The 26779-nt window shown below is 50.9% G+C and carries 22 protein-coding genes; 12 read left to right on the top strand and 10 right to left on the bottom strand.

Features of this window, described 5'->3' with window-relative positions; genetic code table 11:
• Positions 1 to 43: 43 nt before the first annotated feature.
• From DESTI_RS06330 to DESTI_RS06290, 9 genes are all read left to right on the top strand, one after another.
• The gene (locus tag DESTI_RS06330) at positions 44 to 1426 is read left to right on the top strand and encodes a TrpB-like pyridoxal phosphate-dependent enzyme (RefSeq protein ID WP_014809130.1); all 1383 of its coding nucleotides are present in this window, start codon (positions 44 to 46) and stop codon (positions 1424 to 1426) included.
• Positions 1427 to 1443: 17 nt separating this feature from the next.
• Positions 1444 to 1764 (top strand): hypothetical protein, encoded by a 321-nt coding sequence (locus DESTI_RS06325; RefSeq protein WP_014809129.1) that lies wholly within the window; start codon positions 1444 to 1446, stop codon positions 1762 to 1764.
• 147 nt (positions 1765 to 1911) lie between these two features.
• Positions 1912 to 3297 (top strand): UTP--glucose-1-phosphate uridylyltransferase, encoded by a 1386-nt coding sequence (locus DESTI_RS06320; RefSeq protein ID WP_014809128.1) that lies wholly within the window; start codon positions 1912 to 1914, stop codon positions 3295 to 3297.
• 133 nt (positions 3298 to 3430) lie between these two features.
• Complete coding sequence (locus DESTI_RS06315; protein WP_014809127.1) at positions 3431 to 4504, top strand: mannose-1-phosphate guanylyltransferase; 1074 nt, start codon at positions 3431 to 3433, stop codon at positions 4502 to 4504.
• Positions 4505 to 4681: 177 nt separating this feature from the next.
• Positions 4682 to 6259, top strand: a complete 1578-nt coding sequence (locus tag DESTI_RS06310) for an FAD-dependent oxidoreductase (protein WP_014809126.1) — start codon at positions 4682 to 4684, stop codon at positions 6257 to 6259.
• 308 nt (positions 6260 to 6567) lie between these two features.
• On the top strand, positions 6568 to 7938 hold the full coding sequence (locus DESTI_RS06305; protein ID WP_014809125.1) for a phosphohexomutase domain-containing protein: 1371 nt from the start codon (positions 6568 to 6570) through the stop codon (positions 7936 to 7938).
• A gap of 429 nt (positions 7939 to 8367) precedes the next feature.
• Positions 8368 to 9621 (top strand): histidine--tRNA ligase, encoded by a 1254-nt coding sequence (gene hisS / locus DESTI_RS06300; RefSeq protein ID WP_014809124.1) that lies wholly within the window; start codon positions 8368 to 8370, stop codon positions 9619 to 9621.
• Positions 9618 to 11411 (top strand): aspartate--tRNA ligase, encoded by a 1794-nt coding sequence (aspS, locus tag DESTI_RS06295; RefSeq protein WP_014809123.1) that lies wholly within the window; start codon positions 9618 to 9620, stop codon positions 11409 to 11411. The genes hisS and aspS overlap by 4 nt, the downstream gene beginning before the upstream one ends.
• A gap of 18 nt (positions 11412 to 11429) precedes the next feature.
• Complete coding sequence (locus tag DESTI_RS06290) at positions 11430 to 13319, top strand: triose-phosphate isomerase (RefSeq protein ID WP_014809122.1); 1890 nt, start codon at positions 11430 to 11432, stop codon at positions 13317 to 13319.
• 487 nt (positions 13320 to 13806) lie between these two features.
• On the opposite strand, the gene dnaB is transcribed toward DESTI_RS06290, so the two are convergent.
• The 10 genes from dnaB to DESTI_RS06240 form a co-directional block, all read right to left on the bottom strand.
• Complete coding sequence (gene dnaB / locus DESTI_RS06285) at positions 13807 to 15192, bottom strand: replicative DNA helicase (RefSeq protein ID WP_014809121.1); 1386 nt, start codon at positions 15190 to 15192, stop codon at positions 13807 to 13809.
• Positions 15176 to 15649 (bottom strand): 50S ribosomal protein L9, encoded by a 474-nt coding sequence (rplI, locus tag DESTI_RS06280; protein WP_014809120.1) that lies wholly within the window; start codon positions 15647 to 15649, stop codon positions 15176 to 15178. The genes dnaB and rplI overlap by 17 nt, the downstream gene beginning before the upstream one ends.
• A 19-nt stretch (positions 15650 to 15668) precedes the next feature.
• Positions 15669 to 15911, bottom strand: a complete 243-nt coding sequence (gene rpsR / locus DESTI_RS06275; RefSeq protein WP_014809119.1) for a 30S ribosomal protein S18 — start codon at positions 15909 to 15911, stop codon at positions 15669 to 15671.
• Positions 15904 to 16398 (bottom strand): 30S ribosomal protein S6, encoded by a 495-nt coding sequence (gene rpsF / locus DESTI_RS28510; RefSeq protein WP_014809118.1) that lies wholly within the window; start codon positions 16396 to 16398, stop codon positions 15904 to 15906. Before rpsF ends, rpsR begins: the two co-directional genes overlap by 8 nt.
• A 739-nt stretch (positions 16399 to 17137) precedes the next feature.
• Positions 17138 to 17659, bottom strand: coding sequence for an Asp23/Gls24 family envelope stress response protein (locus DESTI_RS06265; protein ID WP_014809116.1), 522 nt, complete (start codon positions 17657 to 17659; stop codon positions 17138 to 17140).
• Positions 17660 to 17833: 174 nt separating this feature from the next.
• Positions 17834 to 18160 (bottom strand): ATP synthase F0 subunit C, encoded by a 327-nt coding sequence (gene atpE, locus DESTI_RS06260; RefSeq protein WP_014809115.1) that lies wholly within the window; start codon positions 18158 to 18160, stop codon positions 17834 to 17836.
• Between the two features lie 26 nt (positions 18161 to 18186).
• A complete protein-coding gene (atpB, locus tag DESTI_RS06255; protein WP_041286837.1) occupies positions 18187 to 18846 on the bottom strand; it encodes a F0F1 ATP synthase subunit A in 660 nt (219 codons plus the stop codon).
• 63 nt (positions 18847 to 18909) lie between these two features.
• Positions 18910 to 19293 carry an ATP synthase subunit I gene (locus DESTI_RS06250; RefSeq protein ID WP_014809113.1) on the bottom strand — a complete coding sequence of 128 codons (384 nt, stop codon included), beginning with the start codon at positions 19291 to 19293 and terminating at the stop codon, positions 18910 to 18912.
• The gene (locus tag DESTI_RS06245) at positions 19290 to 19526 is read right to left on the bottom strand and encodes an AtpZ/AtpI family protein (RefSeq protein ID WP_014809112.1); all 237 of its coding nucleotides are present in this window, start codon (positions 19524 to 19526) and stop codon (positions 19290 to 19292) included. Before DESTI_RS06245 ends, DESTI_RS06250 begins: the two co-directional genes overlap by 4 nt.
• A gap of 579 nt (positions 19527 to 20105) precedes the next feature.
• Positions 20106 to 21545 (bottom strand): IS1182 family transposase, encoded by a 1440-nt coding sequence (locus DESTI_RS06240; protein ID WP_014808019.1) that lies wholly within the window; start codon positions 21543 to 21545, stop codon positions 20106 to 20108.
• Between the two features lie 406 nt (positions 21546 to 21951).
• On the opposite strand from DESTI_RS06240, the gene DESTI_RS06235 reads away from it, so the two are divergent.
• The 3 genes from DESTI_RS06235 to DESTI_RS06225 all read left to right on the top strand — a co-directional run bounded on the left by DESTI_RS06235 (position 21952) and on the right by DESTI_RS06225 (position 26450).
• The gene (locus DESTI_RS06235; protein ID WP_014809111.1) at positions 21952 to 25188 is read left to right on the top strand and encodes an efflux RND transporter permease subunit; all 3237 of its coding nucleotides are present in this window, start codon (positions 21952 to 21954) and stop codon (positions 25186 to 25188) included.
• Positions 25189 to 25317: 129 nt separating this feature from the next.
• Complete coding sequence (locus tag DESTI_RS06230; RefSeq protein WP_014809110.1) at positions 25318 to 25836, top strand: ferritin; 519 nt, start codon at positions 25318 to 25320, stop codon at positions 25834 to 25836.
• Between the two features lie 80 nt (positions 25837 to 25916).
• Positions 25917 to 26450, top strand: coding sequence for a ferritin family protein (locus DESTI_RS06225; RefSeq protein WP_014809109.1), 534 nt, complete (start codon positions 25917 to 25919; stop codon positions 26448 to 26450).
• The last annotated feature ends 329 nt before the right edge of the window (positions 26451 to 26779 follow it).

Below are 26779 nucleotides of genomic sequence, written 5' to 3'. Positions count from 1 at the left end.
TTGCAGGTACAAGGTTTTCAATCACACCTCAGGAGGAACACGGATGCCGATTAAATTTTTTCTCCACGAAGACGAGATTCCCAGGCAGTGGTACAATATTGCTGCAGACATGCCGACTCCTATGCAGCCCCCTCTTCATCCGGGAACAGGTCAGCCTGTAGGTCCGCAGGATCTGGCGCCGGTTTTTCCGATGAATCTCATCGAACAGGAAGTCAGTCAGGAAAGATGGATAGATATTCCCGATGAAGTTCTGGATAAGCTGCTGCTCTGGCGTCCCACTCCGTTGTATCGTGCAGAAAAACTCGAGAAATTTCTAAACTGTCCGGTCAAGATTTACTATAAAAATGAAGGCGTTAGTCCCGCAGGAAGTCACAAACCGAATACGGCAATTCCTCAGGTTTATTACAACAAAGTCTTCGGTATCAAGAGAATTGCGACTGAAACCGGAGCAGGTCAGTGGGGAAGCGCTCTCAGTTTCGCATGCAATCAGTTCGGGTTGGAAGCGAAAGTATATATGGTGCGGGTGAGCTACGAGCAAAAGCCCTATCGTAGGCTCATGATGAACACATGGGGCGGAACCTGCATACCTTCTCCCAGCACGGAAACCGAAGCGGGCCGGAAAATTCTGGCAATGGACCCCAACTCTCCGGGCAGTCTCGGCATAGCCATTAGCGAAGCAGTGGAAGATGCTGTCACGAGCGAAGCAATGGGGCGGCCTCCAACGCGCTACTCTCTCGGAAGCGTGTTGAATCATGTCATGCTGCACCAGACCATCATAGGGCTGGAAGCTCAAAAGCAGCTTGCGATGGCTGGAGACTACCCTGATATCGTAATTGGTTGTGCGGGTGGAGGCAGCAATTTTGCCGGATGCGCGTTCCCGTTTATCCGTGACAAGATTGCGGGAAAGAAAATCGACATTATAGCCGTGGAACCCGCTTCGTGCCCGACCATGACAAAGGGAGTCTTCACCTACGATTTCGGGGATACTGTTCAGATGACTCCTCTCCTTCCCATGCACACACTGGGGCACTCATTCGTTCCCGAACCCATTCATGCCGGTGGATTGCGCTATCACGGCATGGCCCCGCTCGTCAGCCAACTGGTACTGGACGGCCTTATCGAGCCGCGTGCAGTGAGACAACTGGAAACCTTTGCGGCAGGAGTAACGTGGGCCAGGACTGAGGGATTCATCAGCGCTCCTGAAACATGTCACGCACTGGCAGCGGTTTTCCAGGAAGCACAAAAAGCCAAAGAAGAAGGTAGAGAAAAGACCATTCTGGTGAACTGGAGTGGCCACGGCCTCGTAGACCTTGCGGCTTACGATGCTTACTTCCAGGGCAAACTGTTCGATTACGAGTTGCCTCAGGAAGCGATCCAGGAAGCACTCAAGGCACTTGACGGATTCCCCAAACCTGCTCTCGGGTAGCATTTCCCCGGGGAGAGATGCTGTCCGGATCTCTCCCCTTTTACACAAACATGACTGAATTTGTGGAGACACCGTACGAAGACAAGCAGATCCGATGCCCCAGACTGGGCGGACCGGTGACGTTCGCGTACTGCAAAGTCGAACGGGGGGCTTTACCGTGCCACAAGGCGATCCACTGCTGGTTCGAGCAATTCGACGCAGAAAAGTTCTTCCGAAATATTCTCTCACCGGAACAATTTGAAAAAGCTTTCTTGGAGCATCCTGCACCCAAAATTGTTACGCTGATTGAGCTTATTGAACAGGCAAGAGAACTAGCGAAAAAAAAGAATCAAGAATAAACTGTACTCCACATACATATGTCTTCTTGGGAACGGTGATCCATTTCGAATGCACGCGTTGTCATGCAATCAAGGAAAGGTTTACTAAAAGAGAATGATTGCTGCCGGTTCTTGGTCCAACAAGAATATTATTCTGCGGGGGAATGAATGAAGCGCGACATTCCAGTAGAGCTTATCAGAAAGAAAATGAGGGGTCGCGCAATTGAACTCGACATCGAGGAACACTTCTTGCGCATGGTTCGTCAGGTTGTGGAGGAAAAATCGGACTACGTACCTCTCGATGGACTCTGTGCACCGACCTCCGAGTTTGTTCTGGATCCGACCGGAGACGACATTCAAGAATTGACAAAAGCGGGAAAAGAGCTTCTAAGGCACGTCGCGGTCATAAAATTGAACGGAGGCCGCGCCACCACGATGGGTGGCAGGGTTCCGAAAGGGATCCTCAAAGCCAAAGACGGATTGACGTATCTTGAAATCATCCTCGCTCAGATGGATGCGTGTTTCTGGAAATGGGGGGTAGATCTTCCACTCATCTTCATGAATAGTTTCTTCACCGATGCCGCCACTGCCAGAATTATCGCGGGGAAAAGGAACCCTCCGAGAACGTTTATCCAAAATCAGGTACCTCGGTTGGTGGAGGATTCCCTTGCTCCACTGGATACCGGCACGGACGAAGACTGGGCTCCTCCGGGACATGGAGACATTTATCTGAGCCTCAAACGGTCTGGTATCCTCCAGGATCTGATCAGAAGCGGATTTCGATGGGCGTTCATATCCAACCTGGACAATTTGGCTGCATGCGTGGATCCGTGGATACCCGCGCTCATGGAGAATCAAGGAATTGAGTTCCTCCTGGAAGTGACCGATCGGACCGAATCGGATCGCAAGGGTGGAACACTCGTATTGCAGAATAATCGACTCGATCTCCTGGAAATCGCTCAGGTGAACCCCGCGGAGCGCGATCTGTTCATGGACATACGACGATTCCAAGTATTCAACACGAACAATGTATGGGTAGATCTTCCCGCGCTGGATCGAATACTGAACGAAGGCGACCTGAAATTACCGCTCATCCGCAATAGGAAAAACATTGCAGGGAGGCCGGTGATTCAACTCGAAACGGCAATGGGATCGGCAATCGGGTCATTCCCGGGTGCTCGTGGCTTAAGGGTCGGCCGAGATCGTTTTTTTCCGACAAAGAAAACCAGCGATCTGTTCGTTCTCCAATCGGATGCATGCATCCTGGACACCATGGCTCGCATTCGGAAAAATCCTTCCAGGGCCGAATGTTTGCCGCTTAGGCCAAACGTCTTTTTCTCGTCGAATTTCGTGGACTCTCCGGACCACTTGCTCAGTCGGTTCGAAGATTCCTCCTCTATCTCACTGGTGAATGCGCATTCTCTTGAGGTGTTCGGTTCCGCTTTTTTCGGAAGGGACATTACCATCAACGGCAGGGTGGAAATTAAAGTCCCTGACGGAACCGTTTTTCATATTCCCAAGGGGACCTCGTTGGCTGAAGGAAAATACCCATAGTAGTGCAATCGCGGTCTTAAACCTTTACAGAAAGATGACCTGAACCTTACTATGAAGGCATACTCCTATAGTTCGTTTTGAAATGTAGGCACAAGTGGCGACGCTTTGAAAATGAATTCGTGAAGGACGGTATATGCTCCATTGCGTTATTATGGCCGGCGGCAGCGGCACCCGCTTTTGGCCGGAAAGCAGGCAAACCAAGCCGAAACAGTTGCTCTCGATTTGCGGTCAAAAGTCCATGATACGGGCTACGGTGGACAGGATTGCTCCGCTTGTGTCGCCGCAAAATACGATGATTGTCGCCGCACAGGTGTGTGCTGAGCAAATCAGATGCGAAATACCCGAACTCACGCCGGAAAAGATAATTGAAGAACCCCTCGCAAGAAATACTGCACCATGCATCGCCTTGGCCGCATACAAAGTATTAAAACAGGATCCGGAAGCTGTGATGGCAGTGCTTCCTGCCGATCATCTCATAGGGGACGAAGAGACTTTCCGCACCATAATCAAGACAGCATGTGACGTAGCATTTGCAGACGATCGTCTCATAACATTGGGCGTTGTCCCCAATCGGCCGGAAACGGGATACGGTTATTTGAAGTTAGGGGCTCAGATCCAGGGTCTGAAAGGAGTGAATGCTTTTCAGGTGCAGTGTTTTGTGGAAAAACCGGACCTTTCCACTGCAGAACAGTACCTCAAAGAAGGAGGTTTTCTCTGGAACAGCGGAATGTTCATTTGGAAAGTCTCCACCATCATTGATGCATTTCGAGAACATTTGCCTGCAATCGCAGAAGCAATGGAGTCAATCTTTCATGCGCTGAACACCCCCGGAGAAGCCGAGGCTCTCCACAACGTGTACCCAGACATGCAAAGCATCTCCATCGATTACGGGATAATGGAAAAAGCCCCCAAAGTGCTTACCATACCCATGGATGTGCAATGGAACGATGTGGGGTGTTGGTCTTCTCTTCATGGCGTGTGGTCCGACGATGATTGCGGCAACACGGTGAATGGTTCGGCCTTGTGCGTCGAATCGTTGAAATGCGTCGTATCTTCTCCCCACAAACTTACTGTCCTGTTGGGAGTAGACGATCTCATTATTGTGGACACTCCCGACGCACTGCTTGTATGTCGCAAAGACAAAGCCCAAGATGTTAAGAAGCTACAGGATTTGCTTGTTGCACGCGGGTATGGCGATTTGCTTTAGCAAATGGTGTTCCCAAACATTGCTTCATGCACTTTGTAGTGTACTATAAATTAAACTCAATGATTTCATTGCATAAACTATAAAGGCTAATACTATTTTACAGATATTGAATTACGTCGAAATTTCAATAAACACTCTGAACTTACTGGAAATTATTATATAACAAGGAGAATTATTATGAATTTCAAAGAAATTGTTGTCGCAAACGTGAACGATTTCCAAGAAGGCCAGATGAAGGCCTTTTCCATTAGTGAAGACAAGAAAGTCCTACTCACCAAAGTCGAAGGAAAAATCCACGCTTTGGGAGAGACCTGCCCGCATTATGGGGCTCCTCTCGAAGAGGGAATTCTCCACGGCTCACGAATTGTCTGCCCATGGCATCATGCCTGCTATGATTCCCGGACTGGAGATCTCGAAGAACCGCCGTCCTTGGATTCGCTGTTCACTTTCGATGTGAGAATTGAAGGCGAAAATGTGATCGTAAAAGTTCCCGAAGAAATTCCGGATAGCAGGCCGCCCCAAATAGGTGCACGCGACTCCAAAGCGGATGAGCGAGTCTTTGCCATAATCGGAGCAGGTGCTGCCGGGAATGCGGCTGCTCAAACCCTCAGAGAAGACGGGTTCAAAGGTCGGATCGTCATGATAACGTCGGAAAGCCATCGACCGTACGACCGTCCGCAACTCAGCAAAGACTACCTTGAAGGGCAATCGGACGATTCGGCTCTCCCGCTTCGTCCCGAAGAGTTTTATAACGATCGCGACATTGAGCTCAGTCTTGATAGCACGGTAAAAAGCCTTGCAGTTGCAGACAGGACTATCACGTTTAATGACGGTCGGACTCTCAAGTATGATTCGGTCCTGGTGGCAACAGGCGGAGTCCCACGTACACTCGACGTGCCGGGTTCAGGGTTGGAAGGGATATTCACGTTGCGCAGTTGGGACGACTCCTCCGCAATTATACGTGCCTGCCAGGGAATAAGGAACGTAGTCATCGTGGGGTCGAGCTTTATCGGAATAGAAAGCGCATACAGTTTGAGCCAGCGACAACTCGCGGTAACTGTTGTCGGTCCGGATGCAGTTCCTTTCGAAAAACCCTTCGGGAAAGAAATAGGGATTCTCTTTCAGCAACTCCATGAAGCCAACGGCGTTACCTTTAAGCTCAACACAACTGTTTCGAAATTTGAAGGATCGCGAAGAGTTGAGACAGTACTGCTCAAGAGTGGGGAACGGATTCCCGCGGATGTGGTGATTCTGGGTGTCGGCGTAAAACCTGCGACGGATTTCATTCACGGGATGGACCTGTTGGCCGACGGCAGCGTGGCAGTAAATGAGTACTTCCAGGCCGGGGAGCATGTCTATGCTGCGGGAGACATTGCGACATTTCCATACTGGTATTCCGGCGAACGGCTCCGGATCGAGCACTGGCGTACTGCCGAGCAGCAAGGCCGCATAGCAGGCCATAAGATGACAGGGAAAGCGATCCCGTTCATGAGCATTCCGTTCTTCTGGACGACTCAGGTGGGGCTTTACTTTCGGTACGTCGGTCATGCAACGGATTGGGACGACATTATCGTTCACGGCAGTATCTCTTCCAAGAAATTTGTCGCGTACTACGTAAAGGGCAATCGCGTCCTCGCCGCTGCCGGTAATGATACGGAAAAAGAGATGGCTACCATTGAAGAGTTAATGCGGTCGAACAAAATGCCTGCACCTGATGTTTTGCGAACCAAATCGGATATCTTATCCATTGGATGAAATGCATTGCGCGGATTTGCATTCAGTCGCGAATTAGTCTTCTCTGTGTCAACAGTATTACGTATACTGGCAGAGCATCGAAACAGACGCGTGATACCAATGCGCGTCCAGAGAAGTGACATTGGATGAATCCAGCCCTGGCAGGTCTCCGAAGCGAAGTCAGGCCGCGCCGTTCGTAGCGGAGGAGATTTCCCAGGGCCGGCGATGAACAAGCTTCTCGATGTTACTTGCATGAAAGCGCATTGGTATGACACCACAAGAGGATGCTCCACGGGTCCTTTGGCCGAGGGAGCGGAAAGGAACCGATTATGACTTCCACACAAAAGCACCTCACCAGTTTCAAAGCATACGATATCAGGGGACGAATTCCGGACGAACTCAATGCCGACATGGCTTATAAGATCGGCAGAGGCTACGCTTCTCTGCTTTCTCCGAAAAAAGTATGCATCGGCCGTGACGTGCGACTCTCCAGTGAAGATTTTAGTGCTTCAGTGACACGCGGATTGACTGATCAAGGGTGCGATGTCATCGATATCGGACTGTGTCCCACGGAAGAAGTGTATTTCGCGACATTTCATCTGAAACTCGACGGTGGCATCATGGTGACGGCCAGCCACAATCCTATGGATTACAACGGCATGAAGCTGGTCAGGGAACAGGCAAAACCTATAAGCGCAGACAGCGGATTGAAAGACATCGAGCGCCTGGTGATCGATGAGAGGTTCTCTCCTGCAACCAGGAAGGGTGAAGCCCAATCGGTAAGTGTCAGAGCCGCTTATATTGACCATCTCATGAGCTACATCCATCCCGAAAAGCTGAAGAAATTCCGTATTGTCATGAACTGCGGCAACGGATGTGCAAGCCCTATTCTCGATGAACTGGAAAAAAGGCTTCCCATGCTGGAGTTCATCAAGCTCTTTCCCGAGCCTGACGGAACATTCCCCAACGGCATTCCGAATCCGATTCTTCCGGAAACCAGAGGAGTCACCATAGATGCCATAAAGACCCACAAAGCGGATTTAGGAATAGCCTGGGACGGCGACTGCGATCGGTGCTTCTTTTTCGATGAAAAGGGAGAGTTCCTGGAAGGCTACTACATCGTGGGTTTTCTGGGAGCGGCTTTCGTGAAACGGCACCCCGGCGCTAAGATTGTGCACGATCCCAGGCTGGTATGGAATACGGCTGAAATGGTGCGGGAAGCAGGTGGAATTCCTATCATGACCAAAGCGGGCCATGCGTTCATAAAAGAAAGAATGCGCATGGAAGATGCCATTTATGGCGGTGAAATGTCAGCGCATCATTATTTCCGCGATTTCGCATATGCAGACAGCGGCATGATCCCTTGGCTGCTCATGGTCGAGACCATCTCCGCAGAGAACAAACCTCTGTCCGAACTCATGGCCGACCGTATGGACAAGTACCCGGTAAGTGGAGAAATCAACCGGAAAGTGGCAGACCCTCCGGGAGTGCTCAGGCAAATCGAAGACTCTTACAAAGGCAAAGAGTTCAATGTGGAGTATGTTGACGGCGTGAGCATGGAATTCAAGGACTGGCGCTTTAATCTGCGTGCATCCAATACCGAGCCTGTCATACGTCTCAATGTGGAAACGAGACACAACCCGGAACTGCTCAAGGAAAAAACAAACGAAATCCTCGGTCTCATTGAAAAGGCGGGTTGATACAACAGTCTGGATTCTCCGCCATCAGCGCAATCCCACGCGAGCTATTTGTGCAGTGTTCCATTAAGCATGGGGCGGCAGGGACGCCGCCCCCTACCAGGAAGTTGGAGTCATCCCTTCTTTGACGCCAATGCCCCCTCCCCCTACTCCATAGGCGCGAAATAAGAGTCCCGCGTAGGATGCTGGTGAGCGGAAGCGAACCGCATCGGTCGAGTCAGCGGTCGGTTTCGTAACAGATGTGGTTCATTTTCATTTACCGCATCCCTACGCGGGCTACACGAACTCGCGTGAACCAATCGAAACTTGGCGTGGGTAGCCGACATCGTCATTCTGCGTGATTCGAGCTTGACCGGGAAATCCATTATCTCTAATATAAAGAATTTGCTTGCTGTCGGCTTTACTAAACCGGCTCTCGATGAGGAAGCATTCATGATCAGGCTTATCAAAGGATTTCACGATATACTGCCGGATGAAACCCCCAAGTGGGCATTCATTATCCGCACTGCCCAAGCCGTTCTGGAACGGTTCGGGTTTCGCGAGATGATCACTCCGATTATGGAAAAGACCGAGCTGTTCGTGCGCGGAATAGGTGAGGTCACAGACATTGTCGAAAAAGAGATGTACACTTTCGAGGACCGCGGCGGAGATTCCCTTAGTTTGAGACCTGAGGCCACCGCTGGTATGCTCAGGGCAGTGGTGGAACATTCTCTCCTGAAAAAGGACCCGGTTCTGAAAGTCTATACCATAGGGCCGATGTTTCGGAGGGAACGACCGTCAAAGGGAAGATTTCGTCAGTTCTATCAGATAAACGCGGAAATCCTCGGAGATGACACGCCATTCACGGATGCGGAAGCGATCTCCGCAGCTTATGCAATCATGGCTGACATTGGGGCTTCCGGGCTCATAATAGAAGTCAACTCCGTTGGATGCAGAGAATGCAGAAGTGCTTTCCGCGAAAAGCTTCGGAGCTTTCTTAGCCCGCACCTGGAAGAGCTTTGTCCGGATTGTGCGCGACGTTATCATGTAAACCCGATGAGAATCCTGGACTGCAAGGTCCAGCGATGCACGGAAATAGTCAAGGACGCGCCGCTGATCGTTGACAGCCTCGATGACTCGTGCAGGTTGCATTTCCTCAAGGTTCAGGACATCCTGAAAGAACTCGCCATACCCCATCGCGTGGAACCAAGGATGGTTCGAGGACTCGATTACTACACGCGCACGGCCTTTGAGATTGTCCATGAGGAACTCGGCCGCACAAAAGCCGTCGGTGGCGGCGGGCGTTATGACACACTGGTAAAAGAACTGGGCGGACCGGATGCTTCGGGAATAGGGTTTGCCATAGGCCTCGAAAGACTGGCAATGGGCATTTCCGACGAGGATCCGCGTTTTTCGCGTTCCGTCGATCTGTATGTAGCAGCATTGGGAGACAATACCCGCGAATTAGGAGCCCGTATTACGAACGAGCTGCGAAATAAGGGCTATACGGTGGAAATGCGCTACAGCGGTATGAGCCTCAAATCGCAGATGAAGGTTGCGGATAAGTTAAACGCCAAGAAGGTAATCATGATTGGGGACGACGAACTGACACGTCAGGAAGTGACGGTAAGAGATATGAACACGAAAGAACAGGCGACGGTTCCCATCAATGCAATAACATCGTATGTGCAAGGAGGGAAACTGTGAAACCTGACACCCTTGATGGATGGGAACGTACGCATCTTTCGACCGATGTTTCAGAAAATGATGTTGATTCTGAAATCATGGTCATGGGCTGGATCCTGAGGCGTCGGGATCATGGCGGTGTCATATTTGTGGACCTGCGGGATCGCAAGGGACTTCTGCAACTGGTGTTCAATCCTGAATTTTCAGAGGAATCGCATGCTGCGGCTCATGCAGTGAGACCTGAGTGGGTGATCGCGGCCAGGGGAATCGTTCGGATTCGTCCCGAGGAGTCGATCAATCCCGATCTTCCCACGGGCAAGCTGGAAGTCTTTGTGCAAGAATTAAAGATATTGAACAAGTCGGAACCGCCTCCTTTCCCCCTGGATGACGATATTCCCCCGACGGATGCGGTCCGTTACAAGTATCGCTACCTCGATATGAGGAGACTCGGCGGAGTGAGGGATAATCTGCTGGTACGGCATCGAGTCGTCTCGCTTTTGCGCAGTTTCTTGAACAGCGAAGATTTTATCGAAATAGAGACTCCTTTTCTTACGGTCAGCACACCGGAAGGAGCGCGGGATTATCTCGTGCCAAGCAGGATTTCTCCGGGGAGCTTCTATGCATTGCCGCAGTCTCCGCAGATTTTTAAGCAGATCCTCATGGTAGGAGGATTTGAACGATACTATCAAATAGTCAGGTGTTTCCGGGATGAAGATCTCCGTGCAGATCGCCAGCCGGAGTTCACGCAACTGGACATTGAAACTTCCTTTATTGAAGAGGAGCGTCTCTTCGACATCATGGAACGCATGATGGAAAAAATCTTTCGTGAGGTGCTCGGAATACCTCTCACCTTGCCCTTCCCTGCTTTAACGTATGAACAGGCAATGAGTCGGTTCGGTTCGGATAAGCCTGATATTCGTTTTGGTATGGAACTCACTGATATTGGCGACATAGTCACTTCAACCGAATTCGGAGTGTTTAAAACAGCGCTCCAAAACGGCGGCATAGTAAAAGCTTTGAAAGTGGACCGAGGCGAGCGCCTTTCCCGAAAGGATCTGGACGACCTGCGCGATTTTGCTGCAGTGTACGGTGGAAAGGGCGTCGCGTACGCGCGAATCAAAGAAGGTGGGGAATGGCAGTCTCCCATTGCCAAATTCTTATCTTCAAGCGAACGCGATTTGATAAACCAGCGGGTTGAGGCGGTTCCCGGTGACGTCATACTGTTTGGGGCAGACTCCTTCAAAGTGGTCAATGACGTGCTTGGGAATCTGCGGAATCATCTGGCTGCCAAATTGGGCGAAATTCCGGCAAACGAGCATAAGTTTCTCTGGGTAACGGAATTTCCCATGTTCGAGTATGATGAAGAGGCTGGCCGATATCAAGCAATGCATCACCCGTTCACTTCTCCATGGGAAGAGGATCTCGATCTCCTGGAATCCGACCCGGGAAAGGTTCGGGCACGGGCGTACGATCTCGTTCTCAACGGCTCCGAGATCGGCGGCGGGAGCATGAGAATCTATCGAAGCGATGTTCAGGAAAGGGTTTTCTCGGCATTGGGCATTGATCCCGAAGAAGCTCAGGAGAAATTCGGCTTCTTTCTCGAAGCCTTGCGTTACGGAGCGCCTCCCCATGGTGGGATAGCTTTTGGTGTGGATCGGATTATTGCAATTCTTACGGGAGCGGAGTCAATTCGAGAGGTAATCGCATTTCCGAAAACACAACGAGCAACCTGTCCGCTTACAGGAGCACCGGCTCCTGTGGCTCCGGAACAGCTCAAAGAATTGGGCATAAAAGTACCGGCAAAAAAATAGTGTAGAAGGAGACCCGCTATGGCCACTTGGGACCCAAAAAAAGGAGTCTTATATCACGAGTTCAACAAGTTCAATAAGGAGAGGTCCCTGCGGGAGGTTGATAAGCCGAACCTTTTGCGGAACATTTTTCCGTACAGTGAGGTTCCGAAGGTAGACTTCGATTTCGCAATGAACCCCATCAATCCTGCTCGAAATTTCTTGATGACCGACACGACCTTCAGGGACGGTCAACAGGCGAGACCTCCGTTTTCCGTGGAGCAAATTTCCAGGTTATTCGATTTTCTGCACAGGATGTCCGGTCCAAGAGGAATTATCCGTCAATCGGAGTTCTTTCTTTATACCAAGAAGGACAGAGAAGCGGTGGAGCGATGCCAGGCAAAGAACTATCAGTACCCTATGATCACCGGTTGGATTCGGGCTCAGAAAAAAGACTTGACCAACGTGCGTGCCGTGGGATTGACGGAGACTGGCATTCTTACTTCTGTTTCCGACTATCACATCTTTCTCAAGATGGGGCTTGACCGGAAAAAGGCTTTCGACAAGTACACGGACATGGTCCGGGCTACTCTGGAAAAAGGGATCGTGCCGCGATGCCATTTCGAGGATGTCACCAGGGCCGACATTTACGGGTTCTGTGTCCCGTTGGCCCAGAAGCTCATGGAAATCAGAGAGCAGTCAGGGACTGACATAAGAATTCGTTTGTGCGACACCATGGGATTCGGGGTGACGTATCCCGGAGCCGCTCTGCCGCGGAGCGTGCCCAAGTTGATTCGCGCTTTTATCGATGATGCCAACGTCCCGGAAGACCTTCTGGAATGGCACGGACACAACGATTTCCACAAAGGGCTCGTCAACGCGGTGTTCGCGTGGCTCTATGGATGCTCGTCCGTAAACGGCACTCTTCTCGGTATTGGCGAGCGAACGGGCAACACCCCTCTCGAGGCACTGATGATCGAGTACATGTCGTTAAGAGGCATGTCCGATGGATTGGACACTCTCGCCATTACGGAAATGGCAGAGTACTTCCAAAAGGAACTGGGTCATCCGATACCCGATAATTACCCGCTCCTCGGAAAAGCGTTCAATGCGACCAGTGCCGGTGTGCATGCCGATGGCGTGCTCAAGAATGAGGAGATTTACAACATATTCGACACGACCAAGATTTTGGGCAGACCGCCTGTCGTAAACATTACCGACAAATCAGGGCTCGCTGGAATAGCCCATTGGGTGAACAGCAAGATAGAGAGTGAGGAGAGGGTTGACAAGAGCCATCCCGCAATCTCGAAAATTTATGACATTATTATCGAGCAGTACGACAAGGGCCGGGTGACAGCAATGTCCGATAAGGAGATGATGGCTCTGGTCAAGCGGTACTTGCCTGAACTATTTATCTCCGATTGGGATCGCATGAAACTGATCGGGAGGGAAATGGCCTTCAAAATCGTGGAGCGCTTCGTCGAGACTGCGGAGATGCAGTCGGGAGTATCCAAGACTATGGAAACTGCAATGATGCACTTCCTGAAGCGCTATCCCTTCATCCAGTACTGCTATGTCGCGGATATGGAAGGAAAGAAGATCACGGAAAATATCACCGACATAACAGAACGTGCGAAGTACATGGAATTCAAAGACAAAGAAGATTTTTCCGATCGCCCCTGGTTTATCAAACCGGTCAAGGATGGGAAAATTCATGTTGTCGGGCCGTTTACTTCACGAATCACCGGAGCATTGTGTATCACTGTGTCCGCCCTCATCCGTGACAAAAAAGAAAAGATGATCGGAGTCTTCGGTGCAGACATCAGATTGGAAGAACTGATCAAAGTCGAAAACGAGCTTATGGAGGAACACGGAATGGAGTTCACGGAAAAGGATATCCGCGAACTGACAAGAAAGTACCGGAACGAGTAGAAAATAGAAAACCCTTCTCCCGCCATAAACAAGCACTAACGCCCCAGATCATACGTAAAACCCCACGGACCTGTCATTACAGGTCCGTGCCCCGAGTCAGGGGACGCGCGAGAATTGGACCCGCTACCGGCTCATATAGCAAATATCAGAATTCTTGTCCGATTGCGAAAAGCGTTTCTCGAAAAGCGGTGGGTGCCGTGCCTCCGTGCCGACACATCTTCAATATAACACATGATATCAATATGATGGAGCAGCAGAGAGAGGTTGTCTTAAAAAATATCCCAGATCGTGGCACGAATTTCGTATCGTCTTACCGGCTTGATTGCAGGAGAGGGCCTAGTGTCCGCCCTAAGCAAGGGCAGGCACAAGACCTGCCTCTACAAAGATATCGAATCGTAGCACGATTTGATAGATTCATGAATTTTGAGACACTATCGTGTGTCGGAGCGTGGGATAAACGTCAGAATTTTTGGCAATCGCTCTGTAGCTAAATATTGGAGAGCACAGCGGAATCGTCAGTGGGCATATCGTCCCTGGACGTGTAGGGCCGGAAGGTAGAGAACTTTGCGTCGAAGTACGCTGTTACCGTGCCAATGGGGCCGTTTCGCTGTTTCCCTATGATAATCTCAGCTTCGCCTTTTTTCGGATTCTCAGGACTCTTGTTGTACACTTCATCGCGATAGATGAACACGATTACGTCCGCATCCTGCTCTATGGCGCCGGATTCACGGAGATCCGCGAGTTGCGGTCGTTTGTTAGGGCGATCTTCGACTTTCCTGTTCAACTGAGACAATGCTATGACCGGCACGGAAATTTCTTTCGCCAACGCCTTCAAAGACCTGGAAATATCGGAAATCTCTTTTTCTCGTGAATCCGACCGCACTGCACTCCGCATGAGCTGCAAGTAATCCACAATGACCAGTCCGAGGCCGCGTTCCTTTTTCAAACGACGTGCTTTGGCTCGGATTTCCAGAGTGTTAATTGCCGGAGTGTCATCGACGTAAAAAGGTGCTTCCGAAATATTCCCGACAGCGAGAGTCAGCCTTCCCCAGTCATCGGACGTCAGGAACCCTGTCCTCAGGGTTTTCAGGTTAACTTTGGCCCTTGCACAGAGAATACGAAGAGCGATCTGCTCCTTGCTCATTTCCAGAGAAAAAACTGCTGTAGGAACACCCAGTTCCATCGCGGCATGCATGCCGACGTTCAGCGCAAAAGACGTCTTCCCCATGGATGGTCTGCCGGCGATGATAACCAGGTCGGAGGGTTGAAAGCCCGCAGTAAGCGCGTCCAAATCCTTGAATCCCGAACCGACTCCCGTAATGTTCTCTTTGCGTTCGTAGAGTCGTTCGATGGTCTCGAAGCTCCCCTTCATGAGATCCTGAATGTGGACAAAACCTGCTTGAATCCTGCTTTCACCTACCTTGAAGATAGTCTGTTCCGCTTCGTCCAAGAACTCGTCGATACTCGCATGCTCTTCGAAACAGCGGGTCACTACTTCGGTGGATGCGGAAATCAACTGTCTCAGGATGGACTTGTCTTTGACAACTCTCGTGTAATGGAGAATGTTCGCGGCACTGGGAACCGCATCGATGAGCTCTGTCAGAAACTCGGGACCACCAACGGTCTCCATCTGTCCGGTTTCCTTGAGCACGGCAGTCAGGGTAAGCCAGTCGACAGGTTCGCTTCTATTGAAAAGTTCGGTAATGGCTTTGAAGACGATGCGGTGAGCTTCGCGATAGAAATCATCCGGGGAAAGCACCGTAAGTACTTTCGGGATCGCGTCGTTATCAATCAGCAATCCCCCCAGAATAGCCCGTTCGCCTTCAAGGAATTGTGGGGGGACTCTGATCGTATTGTTATTTTCCGGCGACATTCTCCGATTCTTCCTCTGACTTGACGATTATCGTCACCTGAGCAGTCACCTCCGGGTGCAGTCGTATGGAAGCTTTATATTCGCCGGTTTTCTTTACGGGTTCGGACAGGGATATCCGTTTCTTGTCCAGTTCATAGCCGAGTTTCTGAAGTTCTGCAGCAACATCCGCATTGGTGACCGATCCAAAGAGCCGGCCATCCTGTCCCCGGGATTTTCGCACGAATTCGAGCACGATAATGGAAATCTGCTCGGCCTGGGCATCCGCCGCAGATTTCGCTTTAGCGAGTTTCTTCTGTTTCGCCTCGATGATCGTCCGATAGAGATTCAGATTTTGCGGCGTTGCGAGACATGCAAGCTTTCTCGGGAGCAGATAATTGCGAGCATATCCGTCTTTTACTTTAACCGTCTGCCCGACAGTCCCCAAATCATCCAGATGTTCAAGAAGTATGACTTCCATAGTGTCCTCCGTAATTCAGTTATCGCCTGGGCACTGTAAAAGGCAGCAAGGCTATATTACGAGCCCTTTTGATGGCTGTCGTAAGCTGTCTCTGGTGTTTTGCACAATTTCCGGAGATCCTCCGGGGAATGATCTTCCCGCGCTCGGTGATGAATACACGTAAAATATTCGGTTCCTTGTAGTCCATCTTCAAAGAAGAATCCGCGCAGAACCGACAGACTTTGCTACGGGGAAAGCTTCTTCTTTTAGGAGGCTTACTCATTTTCGCTCTCCTTTCTTTCTGTTGCCGCTTCTTCTACGGCTTTCGGCTCTTCGGTTTCTTCTGCGGGGGCTGCTTCCACTGGCGCCTCAGCTGCGGGGGCTGCAACGGCTTCAACAGGCGCAGCGGTTTCTGCGGCAGGAGCTTCTTCAGGAGCGGCTTCTTCAGGCTTTGCCTGCTGCTTGAAGGCTTCAAGATCGACCTCATCGTCCAGTTTAACGCTGAGGTATTTCATGACGTCTTCTGCAATCTTCAACTGCCGTTCCATCTCGAAAATGAGTGCAGGATTTCCGACGTAATCGAAGAGAATGTAGTGCCCTTTGTCTCTCTTGCGCACCAGGTACGCAAGTTTCTTGGTGCCCCAATCCTCGACTTTGATGACTTCCCCGCCCTGAGTCATAATGAGCTGCGAGTACTTTTCGGTGAATGTTTTGACGTCGTCGTCGTGGAGATCAGGGTCCAGGACGGCGATAGTTTCGTAGCGTCTCATCGGCGCTCCTTTCGGGTATCAAGCCCCACTCGGGGGGCAAGGAGTGGTGAAAAAAAATACCTTACCTGCTTTTGTACGGAATTTCAAGTACGGGATGACGAAAAAAATACCCAGTTACGCATGGGGGAGGTTTCTTCAGCCCCGAAGGGGCTACCCAACAGTAGCCGTGGGTGCAAACCCACGGAAGCGATACGGCAAATCCTTTGTCTTCAGGACCCTGAAAGGGTCCACCAATGACATTTGGGAATCATTGCCTGTTGGTCGACCCTTTCAGGGTCGTTGAACCATGTTCATGGACATGGCGCTGTCCACGGGTTACACCCGTGGCTACTATTGGGCCGCCCTTCCAGGGCGCAGAAACAGAAGTCAATGGATCGCTGATTCATTACCGGTTGATAACCCGCGTAGAAGTGGTGAGCGCAGCGAACCTCATTTTTTCATTCCTATTAATTGGGTAGGGGCGCACCTGTGGAGACTGTCTCAGAATGCCGATCCGGCATTCTTGAAATTGAGGAGGCGTGATTGCCCAAATTTGGCCGCAAGCGCAGGTGTGATCCTGCCTTCACGAATAGCATCGGAACCGCCCATTCAGCAATTCCGTCAAATGTTGCCATTGATCTGATCGCTCAATGTTTGATCTATGCTGTACGTGCACATTTCCATCAACGCGGGAGGACGGGGACACCGCCCGACAAGAAGGTTGAACGTGGATGCCCTGGTCTTAGCGCCTATTTCAGTCTTATCTCTTCCGGATTTCTTTGCACCTGTGGCAGACCCACACTTTTTCTCTGATGAAAAAGAAGAGAATTCCGACTCCGATGAATATGGATCCCACGTAGTAGCTGGCAGGGAGTGCAAATTTTATGAACCACGGCGGCTGAAGAAAGTTTGTAGTGATGCCGTAGAATGTCATCAGTCCCACTCCCAACAAGACGAGCACGAATCCTGCCAGAGGCGAAAGAATACTCCTGGAGGTCTTATTCATCAATCCGCCGCACCCGTCGCATATTTTCACTTTGCCTCGCCTCAAGCGATCCTGGAAACGCGAAAATTCAGAATCATCCGACGCACCAGCATAATACGACACCTCGTCCTGGGCGTCGGTCACAGCAGATTTGGCGTATCCATAATTGCTTTCGTATTTACGCGCTGTGCCAGAGGAACCGTATTCCATGGCCGCTGTTCTCCGGGACGTGTCTTTTTCCTGTGGTTCATCCAATATCTTGGGGGTATTTTCACGAATTATATCCGAAAACTTCACGAGTCATCCTTTGTACATGGATTTTCCCGGCTCCGTGTTTCCAAGCCTCTAATGGAACCATTACCTCTAGATCGCCGAGCGGGATGGTATCAGAAACGAATTCAATGTCAACGAATTAGGAGAGGGAATTGAATGGGGAGAGGAGCCCCGAAAGAGGCTCCTCTAAGAAGCAAGTTATTTCACGTAAGGATTACCGAACATAAGAATGAGTGCTATGACCAATGCGTAAATGGTCAGAGACTCGATCATGGCCAGACCGATGATCATGGTGGTCAGAATGCGGCCGCCGGCTTCCGGATTCCGTGAGGTTCCCTCGCAGGCTCCACCGATTGCGGTTCCCATACCGATACCACTTCCGATTGCGCCAAGTCCGATGGCCAGACCTGCTGCCAATACGGTGTACTGAATGATTGCGGCTTTGCCTGCATCCTGTGCAAAGGCAACGCTGGCGATCAGCATAATTCCCAGAATCATCAATGCGGTAACAACAGTTCTCTTCATAGATCAAAACCTCCTTGTGTCTGATATCAGTGAGCCTCTTCCAACGAACCGACGATATACATCATGGTCAGCATGATGAATACCAATGTCTGAATAAAAGAGGTAAACACTTGCAGGAACATCATGGGCAGCGGTACCAGGTACGGCACCAGAAGTGTAAGAATGATAATGGCCAAATCCTCTCCCATTATGTTTCCGAAAAGACGAAAGCTGAGAGAGAGTATGCGGCTGAAGTGCCCGATCAACTCGATCGGCAGCATCAGAGGAATCAACCATGGTACCGGCCCGAGAAAGTGATGGTAATACTTGGCTCCATGTTCTTTTATCCCCACTGCATGGGTAGTCACGAATGCCACCAACGCGAGCGCCAGTGTCGTATTCAGGTTATTGGTGGCTGACTGGAACCAGGGCAGGATACCAATGAGGTTGCAGGAAAGAATGAACAATGCCAATGACGCAATCAGCGGAAAATATGCCCGGCCATGGGGTCCCATGGTCTGGGTCACAACGTCCTCAAGGGTTGAGATCACCACCTCCCAGAAGTTCTGCGATCCCCTCGGGACAGTCTCCAGTTTGTTCTTCACCATGAGGGCTGCGACAATGAGAATTCCCATGACGAGCCAGGTATTGAGGACATTATTCAAATCCGCGTGAGTTACGCCCCACTGGTGCCAGAACGGCTCCATGGAATGGTACGCAGGATTGGAGATGACGTCCGTCAACACGGGTGGATGGATATCTGCCATGGATTAGACCTCCTCTGGTCTTCTATTCGCTACGTAGATAAGGACCAGCATAAACAACAGGCCGGCAGGCACTACCGACAAGCCGGTCACCAGACCTACGGGATCGACGTGAACGTAAGCAATAAACGCGTACAAACAAATTCCGAGCATGATGAGCCGCACGTAAAAGCCACCCAATAACGATGCTGTGACACGGCCTCTGTTAGGGAAATCGGCTTTCTTGATTCTTCTTGCAGAAACCCAGGCATTCAGCAGCACAAGCGCTCCACCTGCGGCAAATCCGATGGCGAATTCTCGAGGGGCAAATGCAAAACATAAGGGGAGCCCCACGACGTACACCGCACCGGAAAGCAAAAACCAGATTCCAGGGATTCTTTCAAGGTTCATGTACGATCTGTATCTCTGTCGGACCGAAGCTGCTTTCGCACTTCAATCCAGACATTGCGGGCGGCAGCCGCAATTCCGAAACAAAAGAAGATTATACTCAAATATGGAAATGTTCCGAATTTACCGTCCAGCCAATAACCCAGGCCGGCTCCGATAAAGATCGCGAAGACAATCGACGCACCGAGCTGGAGCGAGTCACCGACGAGCTTCCAGGTTGTGCCGACCTTCTTCACGAAGATATTCTCGTTACCAGAAAAACTGGTTTAATGTCAAGTCCGATGTTATTTCGGGCTGGAAAAAAAGCGCCCCCAACCCTGTATCCTCATTAACATAATCCCAAAAGCCTCTTCCTGTCGAGCCATTTTTTCCACACAAACGAAGACTGTGTTATTGATACGATGGATCGAAAGACTGGTACGAATCGATGGTGTATCTCTTCAATCACGCGCGGAGAGGGGCCGGTGAAAGATATGTCATTGAGGGAAAAGCGTGGTAATCTCATATTCATGGAGATTGCTTTGTCGTTCTGCTCCTCGCAAATGCCAGTCCATAAGAGTTGTCTTCCCCGCAAGACTGAGTGCATACTTAACGGGGCAACCTTTCACTAATGAGCGGGCACGGCCCTGCAAGGGCGGCCCGATAATAGCCATGGGTGTCAGAAAGCGTCTCAAAACCTGCGCACTGCGGCGAATCACGCAAGCCGGACGGGAGGACCTGCTTCTGGGAAAAAAGCAGTCCCGTCAAGTGAAGATCAGGCGAGGTTCGATCCGAGTGTACTGTCCGTTATAAGGTCATGGTCTCCCTCCGGCTGCTTACGTGAATGCCACCTCGCCGGATACCCAATGGTGGTAGAGCTTCCTGAGATTTATGGTCGTGCAAATAAGGTCCCACTGGGCCTTTACGTTGTCGATTCCGGCCACGGTCCATCGCCGAAAGCTTAATGCGCTCTTGATCCAGGCAAACGGTGGCTCGATAATCTTCTTTCGAGTCTTCAGGCGCTCTTTGTTCTCTGGTTTTTCCCTCTTGCTGCGGTGTCGTTCTAGGGCCGCCTCGTAAACGCTGAGGTCTATGAGGCGTCCGTTCTTGCTCTTGGAGCATTTCCAGCGATTGGGACACGTTAGAAAATCCTTGCAGTGATACCTGCGAACCTCATTGTGGTTCTTGCCGTTAATTTTCCGCTGATGAAAAGGCAACAAGCGCCCTTCAGGGCATATGAAGCAATCACGCTCCTGATCAAAGACGAACCGGGATCGGTGATAGAGATCCTCATCCGCACCTCTCTCGGAAACAATTTCCCCTGACGATTTCCCGATAAGAATGCCGTATTCTCGCTCATGGGCCAGACCTATCTGCCCTGAGGAAAAATATCCCCCGTCCGCCACATTTTCCTCTGCCACAGCGCCCAGATTCTCTTTCACCTTGTCGAGCATGGGGACCAATTGCCCGTTGTCGGCCCCATCCGTGACCACATCTGCGGCCACGATAAGGCCGCTCTTTTGGTCGGCAACCGCCTGAGCGTTGTACGACAAGTCTTTGGTCCGGCGATTCTTCATAAAGCGAGCTTCCGGTTCCGAAGGGTGAACTGACTTCTTGTCCGATTCATCCAACTCCTTCAGAGCCTCTTGTATCCGCTGTTTCCGTTTCAATCCGTCTTGCATGGACTGCGGAAGGCGATACTCACCGGTCTCTTCCCGCTCGGCTCTCTCTATCTCAGTCATCGCATCGGCAATCGTGCGGTCCAATCTCTCCGAAACACTTTCCAGAAACCTCTCCAGGTGCTCACGACCCCGAGCCTTGTCGTTGGATGAGACGGCTTGGATCTTGGTCCCGTCCACGGCATGAAGAGCTAGACCGATCAGATCGGCCTTCAGAGCAACACGAATCGACTGTCTGAACAGATGCCTCAATGATTTCTTGTTCGCCTTGAAGAATCGCCATAAGGAATTATGATCCGGAGCATTCATCCCCGTCAGCCAAATCAGCCCCATATTCTCAAGGCAACCCTTCTCAAGCTTACGGGTACTCCTGATCCGATTGAAGTATCCGAAAAGCCACACCTTCAACAGAAGATCTGGCGCATACGGAGGACGTCCTGTATCGCTGTCGGGAACCTCGATTCCCAACTCGGACAGATCCAAGGAATCCACGAAATCTCGGATAAAGCGCGCCGGGTGATCCTTAGCCACCCAGTCTTCCACTGACGGCGGAAACATCAAGATCTGTTCGTAATCGGCCCGGATCTGTTTGCCCATGACAGCCTCGTGGTTGTTGAATTCCTCTCCTTTCTAGTACATCTCTTGGCAAATCGCGAGCCCAAAATGGAGTTTTGAGACAGTTTCGTCAACCCGTGGACAGCGGCACGCCCCCAGTCCTAATTGAGCGACCCTGAAAGGGTCGACCAATAGACGACAATGCTCAAATGTCGTTGGTCGACCCCCTCCAGGGTTTCAAGACAAAGGACTTCCTGTATCGCTTCCGTGGGTTTGCACCCACGGCTACTGTTGTGTAGCCCCTATGGGGCTGCAGAAACCTCCTCTACTTACAACTAAATGAATACCCCAATGGCGCTAAGTTCGGTTGACCGCGGTCAAACCCGGTGCTAGTGTGTCCGTCAATTCTTCCGTTCTATGAGGGAATATTCATTCGAGAGACGGAATAATGAGTCTTTCCGACAAGTATCATCTCGGGTTCACAGGGCGGATAGTCGAGGCGTTTCTCACCTCCAAGCTCCCAATCATATTCATTATTGCATCGATTCTCGCCGGAGTTGCGGCGCTGATTCTCACCCCCAGGGAAGAAGAGCCCCAGATCGTAGTGCCGGTCATTGACATTATGATCAACTTCCCCGGCGCTTCACCCGCGGAAATAGAAAATCTGGTGACGATTAATCTGGAACGCAAGCTCTGGGAAATCGACGGAGTGGAATACGTATATTCGCGATCCATGCCGGGATCTGCGGTGGTGACGGTACGCTTCTATGTGGGCGAGAATAGAGAAAACAGCATTCTCAAGACTCACAGCAAAATCATGTCGTACGTGGATCAGGTTCCTCCGGGGGTTACCGGTTGGGTGGTCCGCCCGATCGAGATCGATGACGTTCCTATTGTGACATTTGCCCTGTACAGCAAGGTATATTCCGATTATGAACTGCGCAGGGTGGCGGACGAGCTGGTGCATCGGCTGCAAAATATCCCTGATACCGGTCGCGCGTATGTGCTCGGAGGGCGCAAACGACAGGTGAAAGTGCTGCTTGACCCTGAAAAAATGGCTACCCGTCAGGTTTCCGTCCTGGAAATGGAGCGTGCGCTAAAAGCTGCAAACGTGAATCTCCGAGCGGGTTCCATGGATGTGCTCAACCGGGAAATACTGGTGGATGCCGGGCCTTTCCTGAAGAGTGCCGACGATGTGATGGATGTGGTTCTTACGGTCAATGAAGGCAAGGCTGTGTACCTGCGAGATGTGGCAACCGTTGTGGACGGCCCGCAAGAGGTACAAGGCTATACACGTCTCGCCTTCGGCCCCGGTGCCGAACGGGACCGTGAAACGGCAGGTACCGCGGCAGGTCGGCAGGCCGGCCCCTATAACCAGGTCACCATTGCGGTTTCAAAACGGAAGGGAACCAATGCCGTACAGATCTCGGAAGGGCTCATCAGGAAAATTCAAGAGTTAAAAGCAACCGTGATTCCTTCGGACATGCAGGTGCTCATCACCCGTGATTATGGAAAGACTGCTGACGAAAAAGTAGACGAGCTCGTGAAGCATCTGGGAATTGCGGTAATCAGCATAATAGCGTTGCTGACGGTCATGCTCGGCTGGAGAGAGTCCATGATTGTGGCCCTTGCGGTTCCCATGACGCTCGCGGTGACGCTCCTGGCGAATCTCCTGGTCGGGTACTCCATCAACCGTGTCACCTTGTTTGCGCTTATCTTGTCCCTGGGGCTCCTGGTGGACGACCCGATTGTGGATGTCGAGAACATTCATCGTCATTTCAAATTGAAAACCCATCCACCGCTGGACGCGACCCTACTTGCCGTAGACGAGGTAAGGCCGCCTACCATCCTGGCCACACTCGCGGTCATAGCTTCATTCATACCGCTCTTCTTCATTACCGGCATGATGGGCCCGTATATGCGGCCCATGGCGCTGAATGTGCCCATTGCTATGATCATGTCTCTGGTAATAGCGTTTACCGTTACTCCCTGGACTACGTACCATGCCCTGAAACATGAATACGACAAGCCGGATAAGCCGTATGATTTCAAGACAGGGTGGATCTACCGGACGTACAGCCGCATGCTTGTACCATTATTGGAGAATCGGAAAAAAAGCCTTCTGTTTCTGGGCGGAGTTGTAGCAGCTCTCGTTTTTTCCATGCTGCTCGTTGTAGTGAAGCTGGTTCCTGTGAAAATGCTGCCCTTTGATAATAAAAACGAATTCCTTATTCTCATCGATATGCCCGAAGGGACAACTCTCGAAGATACTGACAAGGTCGCCCGGGATGTGGAGCGTTACCTCACAACCGTAAATGAGGTCCGGGATGTTGCTTCGTACGTGGGGACCGGATCGCCCATCGATTTCAATGGCATGGTCAGACAATACTACTTCAGGCAGGGCAGCAACGTCGCGGATGTGCGAGTCAATCTCCTGGACAAACACGAGCGCCAGGAACAAAGCCATGCAATCGTATTGCGCATTCGGCCGGATATTGAGAAGATAGCGCAACAGAACGGCGCAAACATCAAGATCGTCGAAGTGCCTCCCGGCCCCCCGGTATTCTCTACCATTGTGGCGGAAGTCTATGGCCCCCCGACCGCCTCATACCAGGATTTGATCAAAGAAGCTGCAAGGGTGCGTAAATTGATGGAATCCACCCCACAGGTGGTGGATGTGGACGATTCGGTTGAAGCCGATCAGGTCCAGTACAATTTCGTTGTGGATCGAGTAAAAGCCGGTCTGCATGGCATTACCGTAGAGGATGTGGCCCGGTCTGCAAAGGTATTCCTGGGAGGTGACTCCCCCACAATTCTGCACACCGACACGGAACGTACCCCTCTGGAAGTAAACCTGAGGCTTCCCAGATCCCTCCGTTCGCGTCCTGAAGATATGGGCCCTATCAGAGTAAAGGCTCCGGATGGAAGCATGGTGCCGTTCCATGAATTGGGCGAGCTGAAATCCACAATTGCGGACAAAACCATTTACCGAAAGAACATGGAGCGAGTGGTTTTTGTCACTGGAGAAACCGCCGGTCGCAGCCCTGTGGATGCGATACTTCAGCTTACCTCCGCCAGTGAAGAGAAACCGCTTTCGTCGGGATTTCGGCTGAACTGGGCAGGTGAAGGCGAATGGAAAATCACTCTGGAGGTGTTCCGGGATTTGGGGCTTGCGTTTCTCGGAGCGTTGATTCTGATTTACATACTACTGGTCCAGCAGACGGAATCGTTCACGGTTCCTCTGGTTATTATGGTTGCCATTCCCCTGACCATGATCGGCATCATGCCGGGTTTTGCGCTCCTGAACATGCTTATGGCTCACGATATCGGACAGTACCGGGACGCGATCTTCTTCACTGCAACAGGAATGATAGGGATGATTGCGCTCGCCGGAATAGTGGTAAGGAATTCCATTATTCTTATTGATTTCATCCATATGCGTGTTGCTGCAGGTGAAGATCTGAAACAGGCGATTGTGGAATCCGGGTCCGTACGGTTCACTCCTATTCTTTTGACTGCAGGTGCGGCAATTTTCGGATCGTGGATAATAACGCTCGATCCGGTATTCTCCGGACTCGCGTGGTCGTTTATTTTCGGTGTTTTTGCTTCCACAATTTTTACGCTTATTGTAGTTCCGATGATTTATTATATGATTTATAGAAATCGGCAACAAAACGCGTCCTGAAGATTGTTTACCGAACGCACTTGCCGAGATGTCACTTGATGTTTAGTTGTACAATTACTCGCATGAGAGAAGTGCGCGGCTCGCAATTATGGTCTCGAGTCGATAAAATACAGTCAGGAGGCAAACACAATGATCAACGGCAAAATCGAGGAGGCGTTTAATAAGCAGATCAACGCGGAATTGTATTCTTCCTATCTCTATCTGTCCATGGCGGCGTATTTCAAATCTCTTAATCTCAACGGATTTTCCAACTGGATGGAGTGTCAGGCCCAGGAAGAAGTAGTCCACGCAATGAAGTTCTTTACTTTCGTGAACGAGCGTGGAGGCCGGGTACAACTGGCCGGAATCGACGGACCGCCAACTACCTGGGACTCTCCTCAGGCGGCTTTTGAAGAAGCTTACAAGCACGAACAGAAGGTTACCGCGTTAATAAACGGTCTGGTGGACATGGCGATCCAGGAAAAGGATCACGCTTCCAATGCTTTTCTCCAGTGGTTTGTCAACGAGCAGGTCGAGGAGGAAGCATCTGCCGATGCTGTGGTGAATCAGCTCAAGCTTGCCGGCGGCCAGGGTAGCGGATTGTTTATGATAGATCGCGAGCTCGGCACTCGTGTATTCACTATGCCTACGACTCAAGGCGCTGAATAGCAGTTTTTCTGAGCAATTGATTGTATCTCTGTATGCCCCTCGGCAATTGTCGAGCAATAAAGGACCAAAGGAGGATCCGCATGGCAGGAGAGGCGGGACGGCCTGAGCGAATGTTGGCTGCTGCTCTGGAAAAGGAAGAACAGGGCCGGAATTTTTACAGGGAAGCTGCGGAAAAGTGTTCCGTGGCACCGGGGAAAGAATTATTCAGTACTCTGGTCATCGAAGAAGAAATACATATCAAGCGCATACGCCAAATCAGCGAATCTCTTCAAGCCGGCAATCCCTGGACTGAAGACTGGAAAGCATTGAAGGGAACCAACGAAAATCTTAGAAATCTTATGCAGGACCGCATTCGATTGCTTGGACCCGAAGCTCGAGCTGCCAAAGGGGATCTCGATGTAGTCGAAATCGGAATTCAGATGGAGCAGGGTTCGATTCTATTTTATGAGGATGAACTCAAGAAAGCATCCGACCCCCTTGAAATCGAGTTCATAAAGAAGATGATTGCGGAAGAGCACACGCATTTCGCATCTCTGGAAGATCTGAAGCTGTTTCTTACAGACCCGAAATCGTGGTACATAGAAAAGGAAAAGCCGTCGCTCGATGGAGCCTGATTGCCGCTTCACGTGGAAGAAGCGTCAATCTTGTCGAATAAGGGGGCCACTGACCTATATTCAGGTTGGTGGCACTTCACCGATGGATGCTAATATCATCAAGCATGTTTAACCTCGAATGAGCGAAAGAGCATCTCGTACCATTTCGCCACTAAATTTGATAGACCCCAGAGGTCCGGCCGGACGCCGGACCCTGCCATCAGCCGGTAGTGGCCGTGCCTCCGTGCCGGCCAAGATTGGTTCATTAAGTCATTGCCAAAATTAATGTCCGATTGAGGATGGGTGTGTTGGTAGGTGCCGGCCTCCGTGCCGGCACATCTTCAATATGA

Origin of the sequence: Desulfomonile tiedjei DSM 6799, assembly GCF_000266945.1 — a bacterium.
Taxonomy (GTDB): domain Bacteria; phylum Desulfobacterota; class Desulfomonilia; order Desulfomonilales; family Desulfomonilaceae; genus Desulfomonile; species Desulfomonile tiedjei.
The sequence above is the reverse complement of the archived record's forward strand: the minus strand, read 5'-3'. Positions and strand labels throughout refer to the sequence as shown.